Origin of the sequence: Pandoraea pulmonicola (genome assembly GCF_000815105.2) — a bacterium.
Classification (GTDB): Bacteria; Pseudomonadota; Gammaproteobacteria; order Burkholderiales; family Burkholderiaceae; genus Pandoraea; species Pandoraea pulmonicola.
Genome location: NZ_CP010310.2, coordinates 149,402 through 166,868, shown reverse-complemented (window position 1 = coordinate 166,868; position 17,467 = coordinate 149,402). Strand labels below are relative to the sequence as shown.

Here is a 17,467-nt window from a genome sequence, read left to right as displayed (position 1 = left end):
AGGTCTTGCGACACACGCGAGGAAGCAGGGGGCAACGGGCGCACCGGTCGGTACGCATCAGGCGTCTCGCTCACCGGGTCCGACTTGCTTTTGCGGGGTGGGTTCGATTTTTTGCCATCGTGTTGAGGCGGTTTCGCCATGGTTGCCAGGACACCTGCCATACTATGCAAAACGAGGCGTCAGCATACCACCGCGCAAATCGCGCCGGTGCTGCGTCGCAACAAGGCCGGCTGGGGTTCGCCCCGTTGCACACCGTCCATGTCAACGACCAGTACGCCCGCCGTCGCGGCGGCCTCAGATTTATGTACCGATTGCGCGGCATGCCCCCTGTCGCGCCGATCCGACTACGCTTTGCCATGAAAATTGCCATTCTCGACGACTACCAGGACGCCGTTCGCAAGCTCGATTGCTTTTCCCTGTTAGCCGGTCATGACGTCAAAGTCTTCAACAACACGGTCAAGGGTGTGGGCCAACTGACCGCCCGCGTCGGCGAGGCCGAAGTCCTCGTACTCATCCGCGAACGCACCGCCATCACCGCTCAGCTCATCGACAAACTGCCGCGCCTGCGCGTCATCAGCCAGACCGGCCGGGCGGGCAACCACATCGACATCGACGCCTGCACCGCCCGCGGCGTCGCCGTGCTCGAGGGCGTGGGCTCGCCCACCGCTCCCGCCGAGCTCACCTGGGCGCTGATCATGGCCGCCCAGCGCCGCATTCCGCAATACGTCTCCAGCCTCAAGCACGGCGCCTGGCAGCAGTCGGGCCTGAAGTCCTCGAGCATGCCGCCGAACTTCGGCCTGGGTCAGGTGCTGCGCGGCCAGACGCTCGGTCTCTGGGGCTATGGCAAGATCGGCCGCCTCGTGGCCGGCTACGGCAAGGCCTTCGGCATGGAAGTGATGGTGTGGGGCCGCGAAGGCTCGCGCGAGGCCGCCGCGGCCGACGGTCTGCGCGTGGCGAACAGCAAGGAAGAACTGTTCACGCAAAGCGACGTTCTGTCGCTGCACCTGCGCCTGAACGACGAGACGCGTCACATCGTCAAGCTGGAAGATCTGCAGCAGATGAAGCCGACGGCGCTCTTCGTCAACACGAGCCGTGCCGAACTGGTGGAAGAAAACGCCCTGATCACGGCCCTCAATCGCGGCCGGCCCGGCATGGCCGCCATCGACGTCTTCGAAAGCGAGCCCATTCTGCAGGGCAACCCGCTGCTGCGCCTGGAGAATTGCGTATGCACGCCGCATATCGGCTACGTCGAGCGCGAAAGCTATGAGCTGTATTTCCGCGTGGCGTTCCAGAACATCGTGGACTTCCTGAACGGCGATCGCGCCCACGTGGCGAACCCGACCGCGCTGCTCGGCTTCGGACGATAGGCGCCGGCCGCCCCGCCCGCCTACTTCATCGTGTCGAGATGCCGCAGGAACGCCTCGCCGTCCTTGCGGCCCAGCTCGAAGGCGGGCGCCATCATGTCCGGGCGCGTGTAGTCCCAACTGGAAATCGGCACGGGCGCGGACGGCTGCACATACAGCCGATCCTGCCCGCCGTGATGCTGCGTGAAGATTTGCGGACGTGGATAGCGACGCGTGACTAGCACGAGCACCTGCCCTGGCGTCGCATCGAGCGCATCGACCGGCACGTTGTCGACCATGCCGCCATCGAGCACCGCGCGTCCGCCGCGCCGCAGGATCGGCGTGAACGGCGGCGTGCACGACGACTGCAGCATCAGATCCGCCAGATCGGCCGTGCTCGCACAGTCCTGCGCGCGCACGAATTCGGGCCGGAAGCCGAGCCGCCGTGCGAGCGTCGGATGCAGCGTACGACGCACGTGCTTGTCGATGTTGTAGGCGACCAGCCCGGCCGCCGTCGCCGTGCGCGGCCCCAGCCAGCGCGGAATGTGCGAGACGCCAACGCGGATCTCGGGGCCGCTCGCCAGCTTCTCGAGCTGCCCGTCGTAGATGTCGAGCAGCGCCTGCCGATAGATGCGATAGTGGGGAAACACGCGCTCGCCGCGCAGCAGATTGCCCCAATATGCGTTCTTGCGATTGTTCGCGAGCGCGTTGCGGTAGTACGCCATGACCCAGTCGGACTCGCGCATGTGCAGCATGCAGGCCGTGGCCGCGCCAGCCGAAATGCCGGCAATGACGCGTGGGCGCAACGGAACCTCGCGCGCGACACGCTCCCAGAATCCCGCCTGCCACCAGCAGCGGTTGCCGCCACCGGCAAATACGATCTGATCGAACATCGTTTCTCCCCGCGCCTGTCCGGCCAGGCGTTGCGCTCCGTTCAGAGCAGCGCGTAAGTCGTCGTCGCGTGCACGGCCATCTTGCCCGAAGCGTCGAAGATCTCGATCTCCCCGAACACCAGATTCTTGCCGCGACGCAGAATGCGCGCGATCACGCGCAGATCGCCATCGCTCACCGGACGCATGAATTGGGTATTGAGCGCGACGGTGGTCATCGGCTGAAAGCCGCCGAGCGCCGCCGAGAGCGCCACCACCATCGCCGTATCGGCCACGGCCATGAACACCTGACCGCAGATGACGCCGCCGCCATGCTTCAGGGCCGCGTCGAACGGCAGTCGCAATTCGCTCTGCTCCGGCCCGGTCGCCTCGACCTGCAGATTGAGCTGCCGCACCCACGGCGCCACGAGTTCTTCGAGCATCTTCTGCGCTTGCACCAACTCCATCCCGATCGTCCTCCTGATTTGTTGTGTCGCCGATGATAGCCTCAAAACGCAAGCGCCACCCGGCAAAGGGTGGCGCTTGCGTAGCCGTTCGCGGCATCGACCCGAAGGCCGCCGACGGTGCCTAGCCGTTCGTCTTGTCGTGACGGATGCGCTGGCTCTGATGATTCTCGCGATGCTGCACGCCGGCCTGCTCGGCAGCGCTCACGTGACCGTTCTTGCCGGCACGGGCCTCGGCCGCGTCCACGTGCGCCTGACCGCGTTCCAGACTGCCGACTTCCCGCTTGTTCAGCGTGCCGGCCGCCTGGCCCTGTGCGATGCGCTTTTCCTGGTTGACGTTGCGTTGCACGTCGGCCTGCATCCGTTGCGAAGAGACCGACGCCGGGTTGCCGACCGCCCCGTTGTGCTCGAGCTGACCGATCTTCGCGCTTTCCCGATTCTGGGCGCGAGCGATGCGGCCCTTCTGCGCGGCGGTATCACCCGTGTGATCGGCATGGGCCTGCATGCGGTCGATCTTCGCTTCCCCCTTCTCCAGGCGCGACGCCTCTCCGGTCGTCAACTGACCGCTCTTCAAACCGTTCTCGATGCGCTGCTGCTGATTGACATCGCGGGCGGTCTCGGTGGCCGTGCCTTGCGCGAACGCCTGCGAAGCGAACACCCCGCCGAGGGCGACGGTCACGGCACTCAGAATCAGCGTTTTACGAACGTTCATGTGGAATCCTTATCAGCGATTGGGTGATGGCGGGACCGGCGGGCTGGCGGGATTGCCAGCGATTGACCGCGTCCTTATGCGAATCAACGGCCCTCGCACGCAGTGCGCCGACAGGCGTCTTGTAACGGCTCGACCCGAAAAGTAACGGCTTGTAATCCACGCATTGCGAGAAAGTCCCGGCGCCTCGCGGAAACCCCGGGGGCACCCGCAGACAGCGCCGTAACGATTTGATACAGTGATGCCCATTTGGCCGGTGCGCCGCACGCGGGGCGCACCACTCCGTTACCTGTCAGCCCCCCACCGCGAACCAGCGAGTCAAGAAGGAGCACCACCATGCAGAGCACCAGAGACGACCTCGGCAAACTGATCCTGCGCCTCACCCTCGGTATCCTGCTGTTGTTCCACGGCGTGAGCAAAGTCATCAACGGCGTTGGCTTCATCGAAGGCATGATCACCTCGCACGGCCTGCCCGGCTTCCTCGCTTACGGCGCCTACCTCGGCGAAGTGCTCGCACCGGTGCTGCTCATCCTCGGTGTGCTCACGCGCCTGGGTGGACTGCTCGTCGTGGCCAACATGCTCGTCGCGCTCTTCCTCGTTCACCTGAGCCAGCTCGGCGATCTCGCGAAGACCGGTGGCTGGGCGCTGGAACTCCAGGGCTTTTATCTCTTCGCTGGTCTTTGCGTGATGCTCTTCGGCGCTGGCCGCTACAGCGTGTCGGGCGGGCGCGGCGCCTGGGACTGATCGTCGCCACCCAGTTAGTTCGGGAACCGAACGGCACGCGGGATGTCGTGCCGTTCGGCACAACGGCCCGCCCTTGTCGAACGCCGGCAAGGGCGGGCCGAGTCGTTTCGGAATGTTGCGAACGCGGCTCCCGGTAACGTCAGGTAATACGGCGGTAGCACTTTGCAACTTATTGCGCGCGGCAATGACTTACGCTGAAACTGCCAATTCCGGCAGTATCCACAGGAGTCAAACACCATGCGCAAATTGAAGATCGCCGCCGCGTCGGCCGTCCTCGTCGCCACCTCGATGTTCGGCGTCGCCCATGCCGCCGACGCCGCTGCGCCGGCCACGGGACCTCACGCCGCCATGCACCATATGCGCGGCGACCACGGCCCCTGGGGGCTCGGTGACATTCGCAAGCTGCACGACGAGCTGAAACTCAACGCACAGCAGGAACAAGCCTGGCAGCAGGCAGTAAACACGTCCCGGCAGAACCGTGAGGCCATGCGCAAGAACGGCGAGCAATTCCGCCAGATGATCGAGCAGGCAAAGGATCAGCAAGTGCTCGACCTGGCCGGCATGCGCACCGCGCGCGAGAAAGTCTTCGATCAGAATCGTCAGTTGCGCAGCCAGACCGAAGACGCCTGGCTGAACGTCTACAACGGCCTGAACAACGATCAGAAGACGCTCGTGAGCAATGCCATCAAGGCGCGCTGGACCAAGATGAAGGCCTGGCACGACAAGGCGATGCAACGTCGTGAGCAGGTACACAAGGGTGCAGCGCCGAGCGCACCGACCTCACCGGCAGCACCGGCCCCCGCGGCCCCTGGCCAGGCCCAATAGGCACGGGAGACCAGCGCCACCGGACACGATGGTTCGGCACACGATGAAACGCCCGGTCCCTGGATACCGTCAGGGCCGGGCGTTATTTATTGACTTCAGCCTGCGAGAGGCGATGGGCTGCGGCGCGCTCAGGTCTCGCTCCAGATGCGCAGCAGATTGTGATAGCAGCCGATGAGCGTGCGACGCGCCGTCTCGTCGGCTTCGGTCGTGTTCAGCCGCTGGATGGCGTTGTCCATGTCGAAGAGCAGCGTGCGCTGCGTGTCGTCCTTCACGAGGCTCTGCACCCAGAAGAAGCACCCGACGCGAGCGCCTCGCGTAATCGGATTGACGCGGTGCAGGCTCGTCGCGGGATACAGCACCATGTCGCCGGCCGGCAGCTTCACCTGATGCGCGCCGTACTGATCCTCGATCACGAGCTCGCCGCCGTCGTATTCGTCGGGCGAGGCCAGGAAGAGCGTGGCGGACACATCGGTGCGAATGCGCATGCCGCTGCCCGGTTGCAGACGAATCGCCCCGTCCACATGGTTGCCGAAGTGCATGCCTTCGCCGTAGCGGTTGAACATCGGTGCGTAGACCTTGTTCGGCAGCGCGGCGCTGATGAACGTCGGGTTGCGCTCGAGTGCGCCGAGGATCACGTCGCCCAGTTCGCGCGCGATGGGTGCGCGCTCGTCGATCTGCTGGTTCTGCTTGACCGGAGCCCCCTGATAGCCGGCCGTGGCGAGTCCGTCGACCCACGCGTCGCCTGCGCCATCGAGCTTGGTACGGACCCAGCGCACCTGGTCGGCGCTGAGGACATTCGGTATATGCAGCAACATCGGCGGGCGTCCCTCGTGAAAAAAGCAAGGCGCGAGCCGGATCGCACTGCCCGCTCGCGCCTCGTATTGTGCGTCATTTTGCAGCACGTCGGGCAGCGCCGCCGCTGCCCGTTTGCGGTGGATCAAGCCGTGCAGCGTCAGAACCGGTACGTGCCCGTGAGCAACGCCGTGCGTCCGATGCCCGGCGCGGCGCGCCCGCCGTCCGACTGGATCAGGCCGTCGAAGTACGTCTTGTCGAACACGTTGAGCAGGTTGAAGCGGATGTCGTACTTCGGCTGGTGATAGGCGACGGTCGCGTCCCAGCGCGTGTAGCCGCCCACGCGGATGAGGTTGGTGTTTGCCGCGTAGCGCATCGACATATAGTTCATGCCGCCGCCGACCTCCCAATGGCCGAGCGTGTACGTCGACCAGAGCGTGACCGAGTGCTTCGGCGTGTTCGCCAGCACATTGCCCTGCGTGCCGTCGTTGGCCTGCAGCACCTGCGAGTTCAGGAACATGTAGCCGCCCATCACCTGCCAGTTCGGCGTGATGTGGCCCGTGGCGCTCACTTCGGCGCCGCGCACGCGCACCTTGCCCGCGCTGGTGTATTGGCCCGAGGTGCCCGTCTGCGTGCGCGCGTTGTTCTTCGTGATCTGGAACAGCGCCGTGTTGATCGCCAGGTTGTCGTCGAACAGATTCCACTTGCTGCCCACTTCGAACGACTCGTTCGTCTCCGGCGGCAGCGCCTGCGTGTTGTTGGTGACGCTCAGCGCTTCGAGCGACGGATTGAACGACGTGCCGTACGAGAAGTAATACGACTGTGCCTCGTCCGGCTGGTAGATCACTCCGGTGCGCACACTCGTGTAATTGACCGTTTGCGTCGCGTAGCCCGGCGAGCTCACGGTGTTGGACAGTTGCGCCTTGTACCTATCCCAGCGCAGGCCGCCCACGAGCTTCCACTGCTTGTTGAGTTCGATGGTGTCGTTGGCGTAGAGCGCCACCGTCTCGGCCGTGCCCTGCGCGAAGTTGCCGGCGCTGGTCGTCACGTTCGGCAGGTTCGCGTAGTACGCCGTGCTGCTCGCCGGAATCCAGCCCAGGAAACCCGACGCCTGTCCGGCGCCCGTGCGCAGATAGGTCTGGTTCTCGTAGGTGTCGCGCCCGAATTCCGCCCCGGCGATTACCGTGTGCCGCAACGGGCCGGTGTCGAACGACTTCACCACGTCCGTCTGGTTGTACAGCGCGGAGTCCGTGATCTTGCGGTCATGGCTTTGCAACTGCACCCAGAGCTGATCGAGCGAGTACGACGGAATGCCCGCCGTCGCGCCCGTGGGCAAGGTCGTGAAGCTCCCCGCGCCACTTGCACCACTTGCACCGTTAGGCACACCCACCGCATGCGACGACGTCTCGATCGCGTCGATCACATAGCGGCTGTATTGCGTCTGGTTGGTGATCTTCAGCGTGTCGTCGACCTTGTGCTCGATCTTCGCCGTGAAGCTCATCACGTCCTGCACCGTGCGATCGGTGGTCAGCCCGTAGAATTGCCGCCTGGAGATCGGCAGCGGGTGGCCGTTGTAACCGACCGTGCCGTAGTCCGGCATGTCGCGGTTATGTTCGATGAGTGCCGAAAGCGTGATCTGCGTCGGCGTGCCGATACCCAGCTTCAGCGTCGGTGCGACGCCCCAGTCCCGGTTGTTCATGACGTCGCGCGTGGTGTGGATATCCTGCGCGAAGCCGTTGATGCGAAACGCCGCGGTGTCCGAGAGCGGACGATTGAAGTCGAACGAGCCTCGGTAGCGGTCATGGGTGCCGATGGTGCCGGAGACTTCGTTGAGCGGCTTGAGGTTCGCCTGCTTGCTCACCTGGTTGATCACGCCACCGGTCGAGCCGCGACCGAATAGCATCGACGACGGCCCTTCGAGCACTTCGATCGAGTCGAGATAGAACGTGTCGCGATAGTACTGTCCGCGATCGCGGAAGCCGTCGAGAAAAATGTCGGTGCGCGCCGTGAAGCCGCGCAAATTGATGTTGTTGCCGATCTGACCGCCTTCGGCACCGCCGAGCGTGATGGCCGGCGAATTGCGCAGCGCATCGGCGAACGAGGTCGCGCCCTGCGCCTGCATTACCGCCTTGTCGATCACCGTGACCGACTGCGGAATGTCGCGAATTGCCGTCGGCACCTTGCCGCCGACAGTCGCCACGTCGCGCTGGTAGTCGTCGCGAATCGCCGCACCGCTCACGTCCGTCTGCGGCAGCGCGCTCGCGGCCGTCGACGACTGCGCCGCGCCCTGGGGCGAAGCGGGCGCCGTGCTCTGCGCCATCGCTGGCGCCGCACAGGTGACGGCGAAGGGTGCGGCGAAGAGCGCCATCATTGCGAGAGCCAGCGGCTTGCGTTGCATCATGATCGAGTTCGAAGTGCGTTGTGGACGAAAGGACGAGAAACGGAAAAAGCGCGGACAACGCGCGAAAAACGACGGCAGCGGCGGCGGCGGCGATTCGAACCAGACGGGAAATCCTCACTTCGCGACGGCACTCACCGCCTCCGGCATGGGCGGCGAATATAAATAGGAATGATTTTCATTACAAGACAGGAAGCACTGCGCAACTCACTGAAATCGCAGGATTTTCTGTAATACGGCGTAATACATTCGCACCACTTCAGTGCACCTCAGAGGTAAGGCAATGAAAGCAAGACGTTTGATTTGCCGACCCCGAATCGCTGATGCGCGCTGATACACGCGACAAATACGGGTTTTCCCTAGGGCCAACGGCGCAACGGTCACTGGACATTGCGCCGATTTTTCGACGGCGACCGAGCAACCGCGGCCATGCGTCGGTTTCGTCTGATGAGCTCGGAGGGGTACGGCACGCTTTTTCCGCCTTCCCACTTGCGTCATATCGATATGACACCGCACACGCTTAGCAAAGGCGAATCGCTTATTGGCGCGTCTGCCGGGCGCCGCGATACAAGTCGGGAAAGCGCTCCGCGCATCGCTCGACCACCGCCACGCCCACCACGTCTTCCCGCCGCGCCATGCAGCGGCGGCGCCTGGCGTTCGTGGCGTCTCCGTCTCCTTTCGTCATTGCTCCTTGCTCCATGTCCTCGAAGAACGATCACGCCCTGCCCGCTTCCACGCTTCGCACCACCCCCGTCGAGAACAGCGTCGCCGCGCGCCAGGGTCGCCGGCGGTTTCTTCAGCGCTCCGGTGTTGCCGTACTTGCAGGCGGCGCGTCAGCACTCGGCCTCGCCGGCGTGCTGACGCACAGCGCGCCGGCGCGGGCGGCGACCAGCCCGCTCGCGCTGCGCATCGGCTATCAAAAGTCGTCCACGCTGACCGTGCTCGCCAAGACGCGCGGCACGCTGGCCCAGGCGCTCGCCGCGCATAACGTCACGCTGACGTGGCATGAATTCACGAGCGGCCTGCCGTTGCTCGAAGCGCTCAACGTCGGCAGCATCGACTTCTCGGCCGACGTGGCCGACACCGTGCCCGTGTTCGCGCAGGCCGCCGGCGCACGCATCGCGTACGTCGCACGCGAGACGCCCTCGCCGGACGCCGAAGCGATTCTCGTGCCGCAACACTCGCCGATCCGCACGCTCGCCGATCTCAAGGGCAAGCGCATCGCCGTCACCAAGGGCGCGGGCGTGCACTACCTGTTGATCGCGGCGCTGCAAAGCGTAGGACTGCGTATCGGTGACGTGCAGCCGGCCTATCTCACGCCGGCCGACGGCCGAGCGGCCTTCGCCAGCGGCAACGTCGACGCCTGGGTGACGTGGGATCCGTTCGTCGCGAGCGTCGAGCGTCAGGACAAGGTCCGCACGTTGACCACCGCGCGCGGCCTGGCCGGCTATCAGCGCTACTACCTCGCCACACCGGCGTTCGCACGGGATCACGACACCGTGCTGCGCGAGATCTACAGGACGCTGCGGGAAACCGGTCAATGGGTACGCGCCAACCCGCGCGAGGCGGCCGCCCAGCTCTCGCCCGTCTGGGGACTGGATGCCGCCACCGTCGAGGCCGCCAACCGGCGTCGCAGCTACGACGTACAGCCGGTGGTGCGTGATGCCATCGCCGAACAGCAGCGCATCGCCGACGTCTTCACGCAGGCGGGCTTGCTGCCCAAGCGCGTCGACGCCGCGGACGCGACGATCTGGCAGGCGCCGGCCTGACGCTCCCGCGAGCTGGCAACACCGGCAGGATGTCGCCCGCGTGGGCACAATTCCCACAATTTCATGCGAATTTCTCAGGTATTCCCGACGGAATTCATACACGTGTTTATACTTGGACCTGCAATTCATAACGCATTCGGCCGGAGCCCCCCGGAACGGCCTTGGCGTAGCGCCAGAGTGCCGGCCACTCGAATCCGAGGGCAGCACGCGCTGCACTGAGTGGATAGTCCGGACACGTCGGCCTGGCGCGACGACATCATCGAATTGGCAGCGCCGGTGCGCCCTCTCATGCGAGCGCGCCGGCGTTGCCTATTGGCCGTCCAGGGACAATGCAACCCACCAGATCGCTCTACCTGCTCGGACCGATGCGGGTCGAACAAGGCAAACAGGCGTGCGCCGTGAAGTACACGAAAGCGCGCGGCCTGCTTGCGTATCTCGCCCTGCAACCGGGCTATCACACGCGCGGCGCCCTCGCGGACCTCTTCTGGCCTGACGAAGACGGCCAGGGCGGACGCGACAAGCTCAAGCGCATGCTCTTCCATCTGCGCGACACGCTGGGCGACGAACTCTTCGAGTCCGACCGTCAGGTGGTGCGCCTGCGTCCCGAGACCGGCCTGTGGATCGACGCGCACGTCTTCGCGAGCATGATCGAGCAGGCCAGCCGCACGCTCGATACCGTCACCGGCCTCGATCTCGCGGCACACCTTCAGCACCTGGCCGACGCCGTCGCGCTCTACCAGGGACCGTTCCTGCACGGGCTCTCGGTGCGCGACACGCCCGATCTCGAACAATGGATCGAGCTGCAGCGCGACGAATATCAGCGCCGCCGCGTGTTCGGCGAGCGCCTGCTGGCCGACGGCTATGCGCGTCTGGGCGATCTCGATCAGGCGCTCGCGCATGCGCGCCAGCTCGTCGCACTCGCCCCGTTCGACGAATCGGGCTGGCACTGCCTGCTCGCGCTGCTGCTGCGCGCAGGGCGCCGCGACGAAGCCGAAACCGAATACCGGCGCCTGTGCGACATCCTTCACGACGAGCTCGGCGAACTGCCGGGCCAAGCGCTCACCCAGTTGCTCGAAACGCCGCCCGCGCGCATGGAACAACGTGCCACGGGGCCGGAGCGACGCCAGCTCACCGTCGTCGCCATCGAGCTCGCGCCCAACGGCATCGACGACCCCGATCAGCTCGTCGGCATGATGCGGCCACCGCTCGTGCAGTGTGAAACGATCCTGCGCCAATCGTGGGGCTACACGGTGCGCACCCCGACCGGCGGTCTGCTCGGCTACTTCGGCTATCCCACGGCGCTCGAAGGCGCGGGGCGCCATGCCGTCGAGGCCGCCATGCGCTGCGTGCAGGCGAGCACGGCACGCGTGGGCATCGGTGTGGGCGTTCACACCGGCCTCGTGATCAGTTCGGTGGCCGATGACAGTCCCGACACCGGCGGGCGCGTGTCGCGCTCGGCCGCGCAACTCGCCGACATGGCGTTGCCGGGCGAAGTGCTGATCTGCGACGCCACCCAGCGCCTGATCGGCGTGGCGGTTGCCACGACGCCGCACGGCAGTGTGCGCGAGCGCCATGCCAATCGCGAAATCGCGGTGCACCGCGTCAATCCCGATCCCACGCCGGAGCGCCGTTCGCGCCGCCGCGCGGCGATGCTCTTCGGCCGCGACGGCGCGCTCGCCGAACTCGCCGCCGCGCACGCCGCCGTGCGCGACGAAAGTACCGGCCAGGGCGTGCTGGCGTTGGTCATCGGTGAAGCGGGCATCGGCAAGTCGGCGCTCGTGCGCCATTTCGTGGAGACGCGCGGCCTGCGCGCGATCGATCTGGCCTGCGCACAGGACGGCGCGGGCACCCCCTTCCACCCGATCGCCCGCTGGCTGCGCGTGCAATCGGCGGCCGACGCTTCGCAGATGCCGCAGCCCGCCCTGCTCGCGCATCGCCGGCTGCACGCGCTGTTCGACATGCCCGCCGACGGCAACGTGCCGCACGCGTGGAAACAGGCCGTGCTCGACGAAGCCCCCGGACTGCTCGCCGCGCTGCTGCCCGACGGCGGCGTGCTGATGCTCGACGACGCGCACTGGGCCGATCCGTCCACGCAGGAACTGCTCTCGCTCATGGCGGAAAATCCGCCGGGCGGACGCCTGCTGCTCGTCTGCGCGCGACCGGAATTCGAACTGCCGTGGCGTCACACCGTGAGCTTGCGACGCATCGATCTCGCGCCGCTCGACGCTGGCGCCGCCGCCTCCATCGTGCGCGCGGCCACGCCTCGCGTGGCGCTGCCGGCGGCCATGCGCGAGCGTATCGTGCATCTGGCCGAAGGTGTGCCGCTGTTCCTCCAGGAGCTCGCGCGCGCGACGGCGGCCCAGCAAGGCGGGCGCGGTGCCAGTGGCGCCATGCCCATGCCGGCTAGCCTGCAGGAATTGATGATGGCGCGCATCGACGCCGCGGGCAGCGCCAAACCGGTCGCGCACTTCGCGTCGTGCCTCGGTCCCGAGTTCCAGGCGGACGTGCTCGCTCGCGCGAGCGGACGGACGATGGCCCTCGTCGAGCGCGCGCTCGACACCCTGGTCGCCTGTGCGCTCGTGCAGCGTCAGGACAATGGTCGCTACGTCTTCCGTCACGCATTGCTGCACAAGGCCGCTTATGACGCGCAGCCGCAGGAGCGGCGTCAGGACGCGCATCGCCGCATCGCCCTCGCCATGCGCGAGCACGACGAAACGGCGGTGCAAACCGAACCCGAGGTGCTCGCCTGGCATTTCCGTCAGGCCGACGAGCCCGACGCCGCCATCGAGCACTATCGTCTCGCCGGCGAGTACGCGACAGGACGTCAGGCGTTCCGCGAAGCATGCGCGCACTACCAGAGCGCGCTCGACGTCCTGCGTCAGACGGGCACCGCCGCGCAGACGGCGCAGCGCGAGCTGCAACTGCGCATGGCGCTCGGCGTGCCGCTCGTGGCGCTGCATGGCTACGGTTCGGAACCGGCAAGGCATAACTTCGAGACCGCACTCGCGCTCGCGCAGCCGATGGGCGACGATGTCGCGCTCTTCCCCGTGTACTGGGGGCTGTGGCTGGGCTCCAGTTCATGGAGCGACTTCGATCGCAGCATCGAGCTCGCGCGCAAGCTCATTCACATTGCCGAACAAGCCAATGCCGCGCCGCTGCTCGCCCACGCGTACTACGCGCTGGGCAACAGTCTGTGCAGCCATGGCGACTTCGCCGACGCGGTGAGCGCGCTCGAAACCGGCCTGTCGCACTACCGGCCGGAGAGCGCCGACACCGGCCTCGGCGAGGACGCCCGCATCACCGGCCTGTCGTTCCTGTCGTGGGCGTACTGGTTCACCGGACGCCACGACGCGTCGCTGGCCGCGAGCGAGGAAGCGTTGGCGATGGGCCGTCAGCAGGGCCGACGCTACTCGTTCTCGTTCGCACTCGTGTTTGCGGCAATGCTGCGGCGCTTCCGTCGTGAAATCGCCCCTGCGGAAGCGCTGGCAAGCGAAGCCACGGAAGTGGCGACGGAGACCGGCGTCGCGCTGTGGGCGCTCGCCGGTCAGACGATTCGCGGTTGGGCACTGGCGTCGCGCGGCGATGTGAACGGGCTGGAGCGCATCACCGACAGCGTCGGGCGTCTTAGCGAGATCATGGGCGGCGTCGAAGGCATCTTCTTCGGACTGCTCGTGGAAGCGTGCGCGGGCACCGGCGACATCGCCCTCGGACTGCATGCCGCCGAACGCGGCGCGCATGTGGCGGCGCGCCGCAGCGATGCGCATTGGCAAGCCGAGTTCCTGCGGCAGAAGGGCGACTTCCTGCGCGCGGGCCATCACCCTGACGAAACCGTCCGGCCGTGGCTGGAACATGCGTTGCAGATCGCACAGGCGCAGGGTTCGCCGATGCTGACGCTGCGCGCCGCGCTCAGTCTGTTGCGACTCGACGGTAACGACGCGACGCGCGACGCCGAATGCGTGGCGGTGCTGCGCGGCGCGCTCGACGCGCTGCAAGGCGGCGAGACGCTTGCCGACGTCCAGGAAGCACGCGCCTTGCTGGCCGATGTATCGGCGCGCATGCCGCGACCCCACACGGCACGTTACGGGAGCTGAACGGCAAGTCGGGTCGTAGCCCGGAAGCCCGCCTGGACATACGAATAGCCCCTATCAGGCGCGTCGTATGTCCGCGCGAGGCCGGCCCGCTATATTGAGGCGACCGGTGCCCCCAAGCCCATACGCCGACCCCGACATGTCCATCGACCTCCTGCGCGTGCAAGCCGGCCTTGCGCCCGATGCGCCGCGCTCCGCCGCCGGCCACGCGCCGCTTGCGCGGGTGAGCTCCGCTGCGGAGCCTCCCGCCTCTCCGCTTTCCCCCATCCCGCACATCTCGCATACCTCGCACGAGGTGATCGTTTCGGGTTGCGTCAAACGACGTCACTCGTTCGATCTTTGCTCGCTCATGCGTTTGCCCACGCAATTGACCGGGCCGCTCGACGTGGTGTGCCTGTCAGGGAGAAAGGTGCGCAGCGCGAGCGACTACAAGGGCGTGCGGCTCACCGCGTTGCTCGACGTCGCGCAACTGCGTCTGCCGCAAGCGCGCGATTTCACCCGCGCCTACGTGATGGCGCAGGGCGCCGACGGCTATACCGTGATGTTCTCGTGGCACGAGCTCTACAACACGCCGGTCGGCGTGGGCGCGCTCGTTGTCTACGAGCGGGACGGCCAGCCGCTCGGCGATGCGGAAGGCGGCATCGGTTTGATTTCGACGTGCGATCTTCGCGTGGCATTGCGCCAGGTGCGTGCGCTCAGGCGCCTTACGGTCCACCTGGCCGATCCGGACTCGCGTTGAGCGGCCGACCCGACGACGGGTCGTCCGACCGACTGATACGCCGATACGCTGATACGCCGATCGCACGCGACGTCAGCCTGCCACCGCGCGCTTGCGGGGCGCGGCCTTGGCCTTTGCGGCGCCCGGTTCGACCGCCTTGCGCTTCGCGGGCGTCTTGCGCGCCACACCCGGCGCCGCCTTGACGGCCACCTGGGCTGCGGCGCGCTTGCCGACGACTTTCGCTACGCCCTTCCCCGCCGCGTCTTCCGTGGCCTTGCCCGTGGCGCGCTTGCGCTTCGCGACGTCCTGCGCGGGCGCCACGTTCGCCGCTGACGATTTGCGTCCCGCTTTCTGTGCCGTCCCCGCCATCCCCGCCATCCCCGCCATCCCGTTACCGAGTTGCGAGCGCACGCGCTGCTGCATGTCGGCGATGTCCGAGTCGAGAATCAGCCGGCCGCGCAGCTTGCCGTTCATCCGCTTGATGTAAGTGCGCGCCTCCTGCATGTGGAACTGCATGAGTTCGCGCACGCGCGGCGCGTCGCCGGCACGCGCCGCGTCGGTGATCTCGCGATGGATGTTGACGTTGGCCGTGCCGAACTTCTCGTGCTCGCGGCGTGGCGTCTCGTTGCCGAACACGATCAGTTGGCGAATCATCTCGTTGACGAGTTCGCACGTGAAACGCAGGAAGCTGTTCGGATTGGCGGCCGCGAGAATATCGTGGAAGTCCACGTCGGCCTGACGTTGTCGCAGCAGTTCGCGCCGATCGTGGGAGGCCGGGCTGCAGCACGCCATATTGTGCTCGAGCGCCGCGAAGTCGGCCTCGGTCAGATGCGGCACCGCCCCGGCCGCGAGCTCCGGCTCGAGCAACTGACGCACCGTGTAGATGTCGTCGATGCTCACTTCCTTGAAGAACAGATAGTTCTGCATGAGCTGGAACGTGCGCTCGAGCGGCACCTCCACCACCATGCCGCCACCCGACGGTCCTGTGCTCACCTTGATGAGCCCCTGCACTTCGAGCGACTTGAGCGCCTCGCGAATGGTGCTCTTCGACACCCCGAACATCTGCTGCAATTCCACCTCGCGCGGCAGACGGTCGCCCGGTAGCAGATTGCCTTCGGTGATCAGACGCTTGATCGATTCCGCGACGAGATCGCCGCGCTTCTGCTGCTTGATTTCCAACGGCTCACGCATCGTTTGCGGATCCAATGCCATGTGGCGCCTCGCTAATTGTCGGCCGTGCCGACCCGGAATTTTTTCCGATTGACACTCCAAAGCATTATACCTACGATCAATTTCATCCTATTTATCATTATAAATATGACGAATAGGGATAAGGCCCCGGACGTTGCAAGTCGTTACTGTCGGTTTCCAGGTCGCTGGCCTGTTCGCGTGTGACGCGCTGCACGTTTGCACCCACTGAACGATTGCTCCCTCACTGGAGACCCAATTGAATCGTCGTGAACTGTTGAAGCTCGCCGCCGCAGCGTCTTTGCCTGGCTCCCTATTCTCCGCTCGCGACGTGTTCGCACAAAGCGCCGGCGCCATCCAGCTGGCGTGCCCGGTGCCCATGTCGGGGCCTTTCGCCGCCAACGGCAAGTTCGCCGATCTCGGCATGAAACTCATCGTCGAGCAGTACGGCAAGGTGCTCGGCCGACCGCTCGCCTACACCACGCTCGACACCGAGGGTAAACCCGCCACGGCAATTCGCCGCGTGCAGGAAATCGCGCAGCAAAAAGGCGTGCGCTTCTTCGCGGGCGGCATTCTTTCCTCGGAAGCGCTGGCGATGGGCAAGGAAGCCGAGAAGGCCGGCGGCATCTTCATCACCACTGCTGGCGCCGACGAGATCACCGGCAAGGACTGCAACAGCGCCACGTTCCGCTGGTCGGTGCCGACCTTCGGCGCCATCGAGCAGACCGTGCGTCCGCTCATCGAATCGATGCCGAAGGCCAAGCGCTGGTACACGATCACGCCGCAATACGTGTTCGGCGAAGGCTTGCTCACCGCCGCGAAGAACATCTTCAAGGAAAAGGGCATCGAGCACGTGGGCAACAGCTACCACTCGCTCACCGAGAAGGAGTTCTCGGGCTATCTCACCAACGCCGCCGCCGCCAAGCCCGACGTGCTGCTGATCCTGAACTTCGGCTCGCAGTCGTCCGACACGCTGCGTCAGGCGGTGAGCTTCGGCATGAAGAAGAACTGCACGATCCTGATGGCATGGGCCTCGGGCCTGGAACAGTTCGAGACGCTCGGCGCGGATCTATGCGACGGCGTGTACTTCGGCGCGCAATACTGGCACGCCGTGGCTGCGCCGCTGAACCTCGATCTGGTCAAGCGCACGCAGGATCGTTTCAAGCAGAATCCGAACTACAGTCTGGCGGGCTCGTACATCTGTTCGAAGCTCATGCTCGACGCGATGGTCAAGGCGGGCAGCGCCGAGCCGAAGGCCGTCATCGCCGCGATGGAAGGCATGAAGTACGACGGGCTCACCGGTCCGGAAGAGATCCGCAAGGGCGATCACCAGGTGCTCAAGAACTACTACCTGCTCAAGGGCAAGGCGAAGTCGAAGATGAAGAATGCCGACGACTACGCCGATATCGTGAGCGCGGGCAAGTCGTTCCTGCCGCTCGACAAGACCGAGTGCAAGATGGCCTGACGGCACAACGCCGCAGTGTCGCTGGCGGGGCGCTGCGGCGTCCCCGCACGTGTCGTCCGTGCCGCCCGCGCAAGCGGGCGGCGCACGGGGTTCCA

General features: G+C 65.9%; 15 protein-coding genes. 8 read left to right on the top strand and 7 right to left on the bottom strand.

From position 1 onward, the window contains the following. Nucleotides 1–356: 356 nt before the first annotated feature. The gene (locus RO07_RS00645; protein WP_039407163.1) at nucleotides 357–1,367 is read left to right on the top strand and encodes a D-2-hydroxyacid dehydrogenase family protein; all 1,011 of its coding nucleotides are present in this window, start codon (nucleotides 357–359) and stop codon (nucleotides 1,365–1,367) included. 20 nt (nucleotides 1,368–1,387) lie between these two features. On the opposite strand, the gene RO07_RS00640 is transcribed toward RO07_RS00645, so the two are convergent. From RO07_RS00640 to RO07_RS00630, 3 genes are all read right to left on the bottom strand, one after another. Continuing rightward, on the bottom strand, nucleotides 1,388–2,236 hold the full coding sequence (locus tag RO07_RS00640) for a patatin-like phospholipase family protein (RefSeq protein ID WP_039407162.1): 849 nt from the start codon (nucleotides 2,234–2,236) through the stop codon (nucleotides 1,388–1,390). 41 nt (nucleotides 2,237–2,277) lie between these two features. Further along, nucleotides 2,278–2,679 (bottom strand): PaaI family thioesterase, encoded by a 402-nt coding sequence (locus RO07_RS00635; RefSeq protein ID WP_039407161.1) that lies wholly within the window; start codon nucleotides 2,677–2,679, stop codon nucleotides 2,278–2,280. Nucleotides 2,680–2,800: 121 nt separating this feature from the next. Beyond that, complete coding sequence (locus RO07_RS00630; protein WP_039407159.1) at nucleotides 2,801–3,388, bottom strand: hypothetical protein; 588 nt, start codon at nucleotides 3,386–3,388, stop codon at nucleotides 2,801–2,803. 333 nt (nucleotides 3,389–3,721) lie between these two features. On the opposite strand from RO07_RS00630, the gene RO07_RS00625 reads away from it, so the two are divergent. Continuing rightward, nucleotides 3,722–4,129 carry a DoxX family protein gene (locus RO07_RS00625; protein ID WP_039407157.1) on the top strand — a complete coding sequence of 136 codons (408 nt, stop codon included), beginning with the start codon at nucleotides 3,722–3,724 and terminating at the stop codon, nucleotides 4,127–4,129. A 237-nt stretch (nucleotides 4,130–4,366) separates the two neighbouring features. Continuing rightward, nucleotides 4,367–4,954 (top strand): Spy/CpxP family protein refolding chaperone, encoded by a 588-nt coding sequence (locus tag RO07_RS00620; RefSeq protein WP_039407154.1) that lies wholly within the window; start codon nucleotides 4,367–4,369, stop codon nucleotides 4,952–4,954. A 128-nt stretch (nucleotides 4,955–5,082) separates the two neighbouring features. On the opposite strand, the gene RO07_RS00615 is transcribed toward RO07_RS00620, so the two are convergent. Both RO07_RS00615 and RO07_RS00610 read right to left on the bottom strand, forming a co-directional pair. Continuing rightward, nucleotides 5,083–5,769, bottom strand: coding sequence for a Fe2+-dependent dioxygenase (locus RO07_RS00615; RefSeq protein WP_039413767.1), 687 nt, complete (start codon nucleotides 5,767–5,769; stop codon nucleotides 5,083–5,085). Between the two features lie 137 nt (nucleotides 5,770–5,906). Further along, nucleotides 5,907–8,147 (bottom strand): TonB-dependent receptor, encoded by a 2,241-nt coding sequence (locus RO07_RS00610; protein WP_039407151.1) that lies wholly within the window; start codon nucleotides 8,145–8,147, stop codon nucleotides 5,907–5,909. Between RO07_RS00610 and RO07_RS25645 the strand changes: the two genes are divergently transcribed. Continuing rightward, nucleotides 8,146–8,313, top strand: a complete 168-nt coding sequence (locus tag RO07_RS25645; protein WP_157118188.1) for a hypothetical protein — start codon at nucleotides 8,146–8,148, stop codon at nucleotides 8,311–8,313. The genes RO07_RS00610 and RO07_RS25645 overlap by 2 nt on opposite strands. A gap of 369 nt (nucleotides 8,314–8,682) precedes the next feature. On the opposite strand, the gene RO07_RS25640 is transcribed toward RO07_RS25645, so the two are convergent. Further along, nucleotides 8,683–8,829 (bottom strand): hypothetical protein, encoded by a 147-nt coding sequence (locus RO07_RS25640; protein WP_157118187.1) that lies wholly within the window; start codon nucleotides 8,827–8,829, stop codon nucleotides 8,683–8,685. A gap of 13 nt (nucleotides 8,830–8,842) precedes the next feature. On the opposite strand from RO07_RS25640, the gene RO07_RS00605 reads away from it, so the two are divergent. From RO07_RS00605 to RO07_RS00595, 3 genes are all read left to right on the top strand, one after another. Next, nucleotides 8,843–9,913, top strand: coding sequence for an aliphatic sulfonate ABC transporter substrate-binding protein (locus RO07_RS00605; protein WP_084072378.1), 1,071 nt, complete (start codon nucleotides 8,843–8,845; stop codon nucleotides 9,911–9,913). A 329-nt stretch (nucleotides 9,914–10,242) separates the two neighbouring features. Continuing rightward, the gene (locus RO07_RS00600) at nucleotides 10,243–14,004 is read left to right on the top strand and encodes an AAA family ATPase (RefSeq protein WP_039407149.1); all 3,762 of its coding nucleotides are present in this window, start codon (nucleotides 10,243–10,245) and stop codon (nucleotides 14,002–14,004) included. A gap of 136 nt (nucleotides 14,005–14,140) precedes the next feature. Continuing rightward, nucleotides 14,141–14,740, top strand: coding sequence for a molybdopterin-dependent oxidoreductase (locus RO07_RS00595; protein ID WP_052266910.1), 600 nt, complete (start codon nucleotides 14,141–14,143; stop codon nucleotides 14,738–14,740). A gap of 72 nt (nucleotides 14,741–14,812) precedes the next feature. Here the strand turns inward: RO07_RS00595 and RO07_RS00590 are convergent, their stop codons facing one another. After that, nucleotides 14,813–15,931 (bottom strand): FadR/GntR family transcriptional regulator, encoded by a 1,119-nt coding sequence (locus RO07_RS00590; protein WP_072636921.1) that lies wholly within the window; start codon nucleotides 15,929–15,931, stop codon nucleotides 14,813–14,815. A 235-nt stretch (nucleotides 15,932–16,166) separates the two neighbouring features. On the opposite strand from RO07_RS00590, the gene RO07_RS00585 reads away from it, so the two are divergent. After that, nucleotides 16,167–17,372, top strand: a complete 1,206-nt coding sequence (locus RO07_RS00585) for an ABC transporter substrate-binding protein (protein ID WP_039407145.1) — start codon at nucleotides 16,167–16,169, stop codon at nucleotides 17,370–17,372. Nucleotides 17,373–17,467: the final 95 nt, after the last annotated feature.

Bases quoted from the DNA above. Each gene is read 5' to 3' on its own strand.
- RO07_RS00645 (WP_039407163.1), top strand. From the start codon at position 357: ATGAAAATTGCCATTCTCGACGACTACCAGGACGCCGTTCGCAAGCTC.
- RO07_RS00640 (WP_039407162.1), bottom strand. From the start codon at position 2,236: ATGTTCGATCAGATCGTATTTGCCGGTGGCGGCAACCGCTGCTGGTGG.
- RO07_RS00635 (WP_039407161.1), bottom strand. From the start codon at position 2,679: ATGGAGTTGGTGCAAGCGCAGAAGATGCTCGAAGAACTCGTGGCGCCG.
- RO07_RS00630 (WP_039407159.1), bottom strand. From the start codon at position 3,388: ATGAACGTTCGTAAAACGCTGATTCTGAGTGCCGTGACCGTCGCCCTC.
- RO07_RS00625 (WP_039407157.1), top strand. From the start codon at position 3,722: ATGCAGAGCACCAGAGACGACCTCGGCAAACTGATCCTGCGCCTCACC.
- RO07_RS00620 (WP_039407154.1), top strand. From the start codon at position 4,367: ATGCGCAAATTGAAGATCGCCGCCGCGTCGGCCGTCCTCGTCGCCACC.
- RO07_RS00615 (WP_039413767.1), bottom strand. From the start codon at position 5,769: ATGTTGCTGCATATACCGAATGTCCTCAGCGCCGACCAGGTGCGCTGG.
- RO07_RS25645 (WP_157118188.1), top strand. From the start codon at position 8,146: ATGATCGAGTTCGAAGTGCGTTGTGGACGAAAGGACGAGAAACGGAAA.
- RO07_RS00610 (WP_039407151.1), bottom strand. From the start codon at position 8,147: ATGATGCAACGCAAGCCGCTGGCTCTCGCAATGATGGCGCTCTTCGCC.
- RO07_RS25640 (WP_157118187.1), bottom strand. From the start codon at position 8,829: ATGACGAAAGGAGACGGAGACGCCACGAACGCCAGGCGCCGCCGCTGC.
- RO07_RS00605 (WP_084072378.1), top strand. From the start codon at position 8,843: ATGTCCTCGAAGAACGATCACGCCCTGCCCGCTTCCACGCTTCGCACC.
- RO07_RS00600 (WP_039407149.1), top strand. From the start codon at position 10,243: ATGCAACCCACCAGATCGCTCTACCTGCTCGGACCGATGCGGGTCGAA.
- RO07_RS00595 (WP_052266910.1), top strand. From the start codon at position 14,141: ATGTCCATCGACCTCCTGCGCGTGCAAGCCGGCCTTGCGCCCGATGCG.
- RO07_RS00590 (WP_072636921.1), bottom strand. From the start codon at position 15,931: ATGGCATTGGATCCGCAAACGATGCGTGAGCCGTTGGAAATCAAGCAG.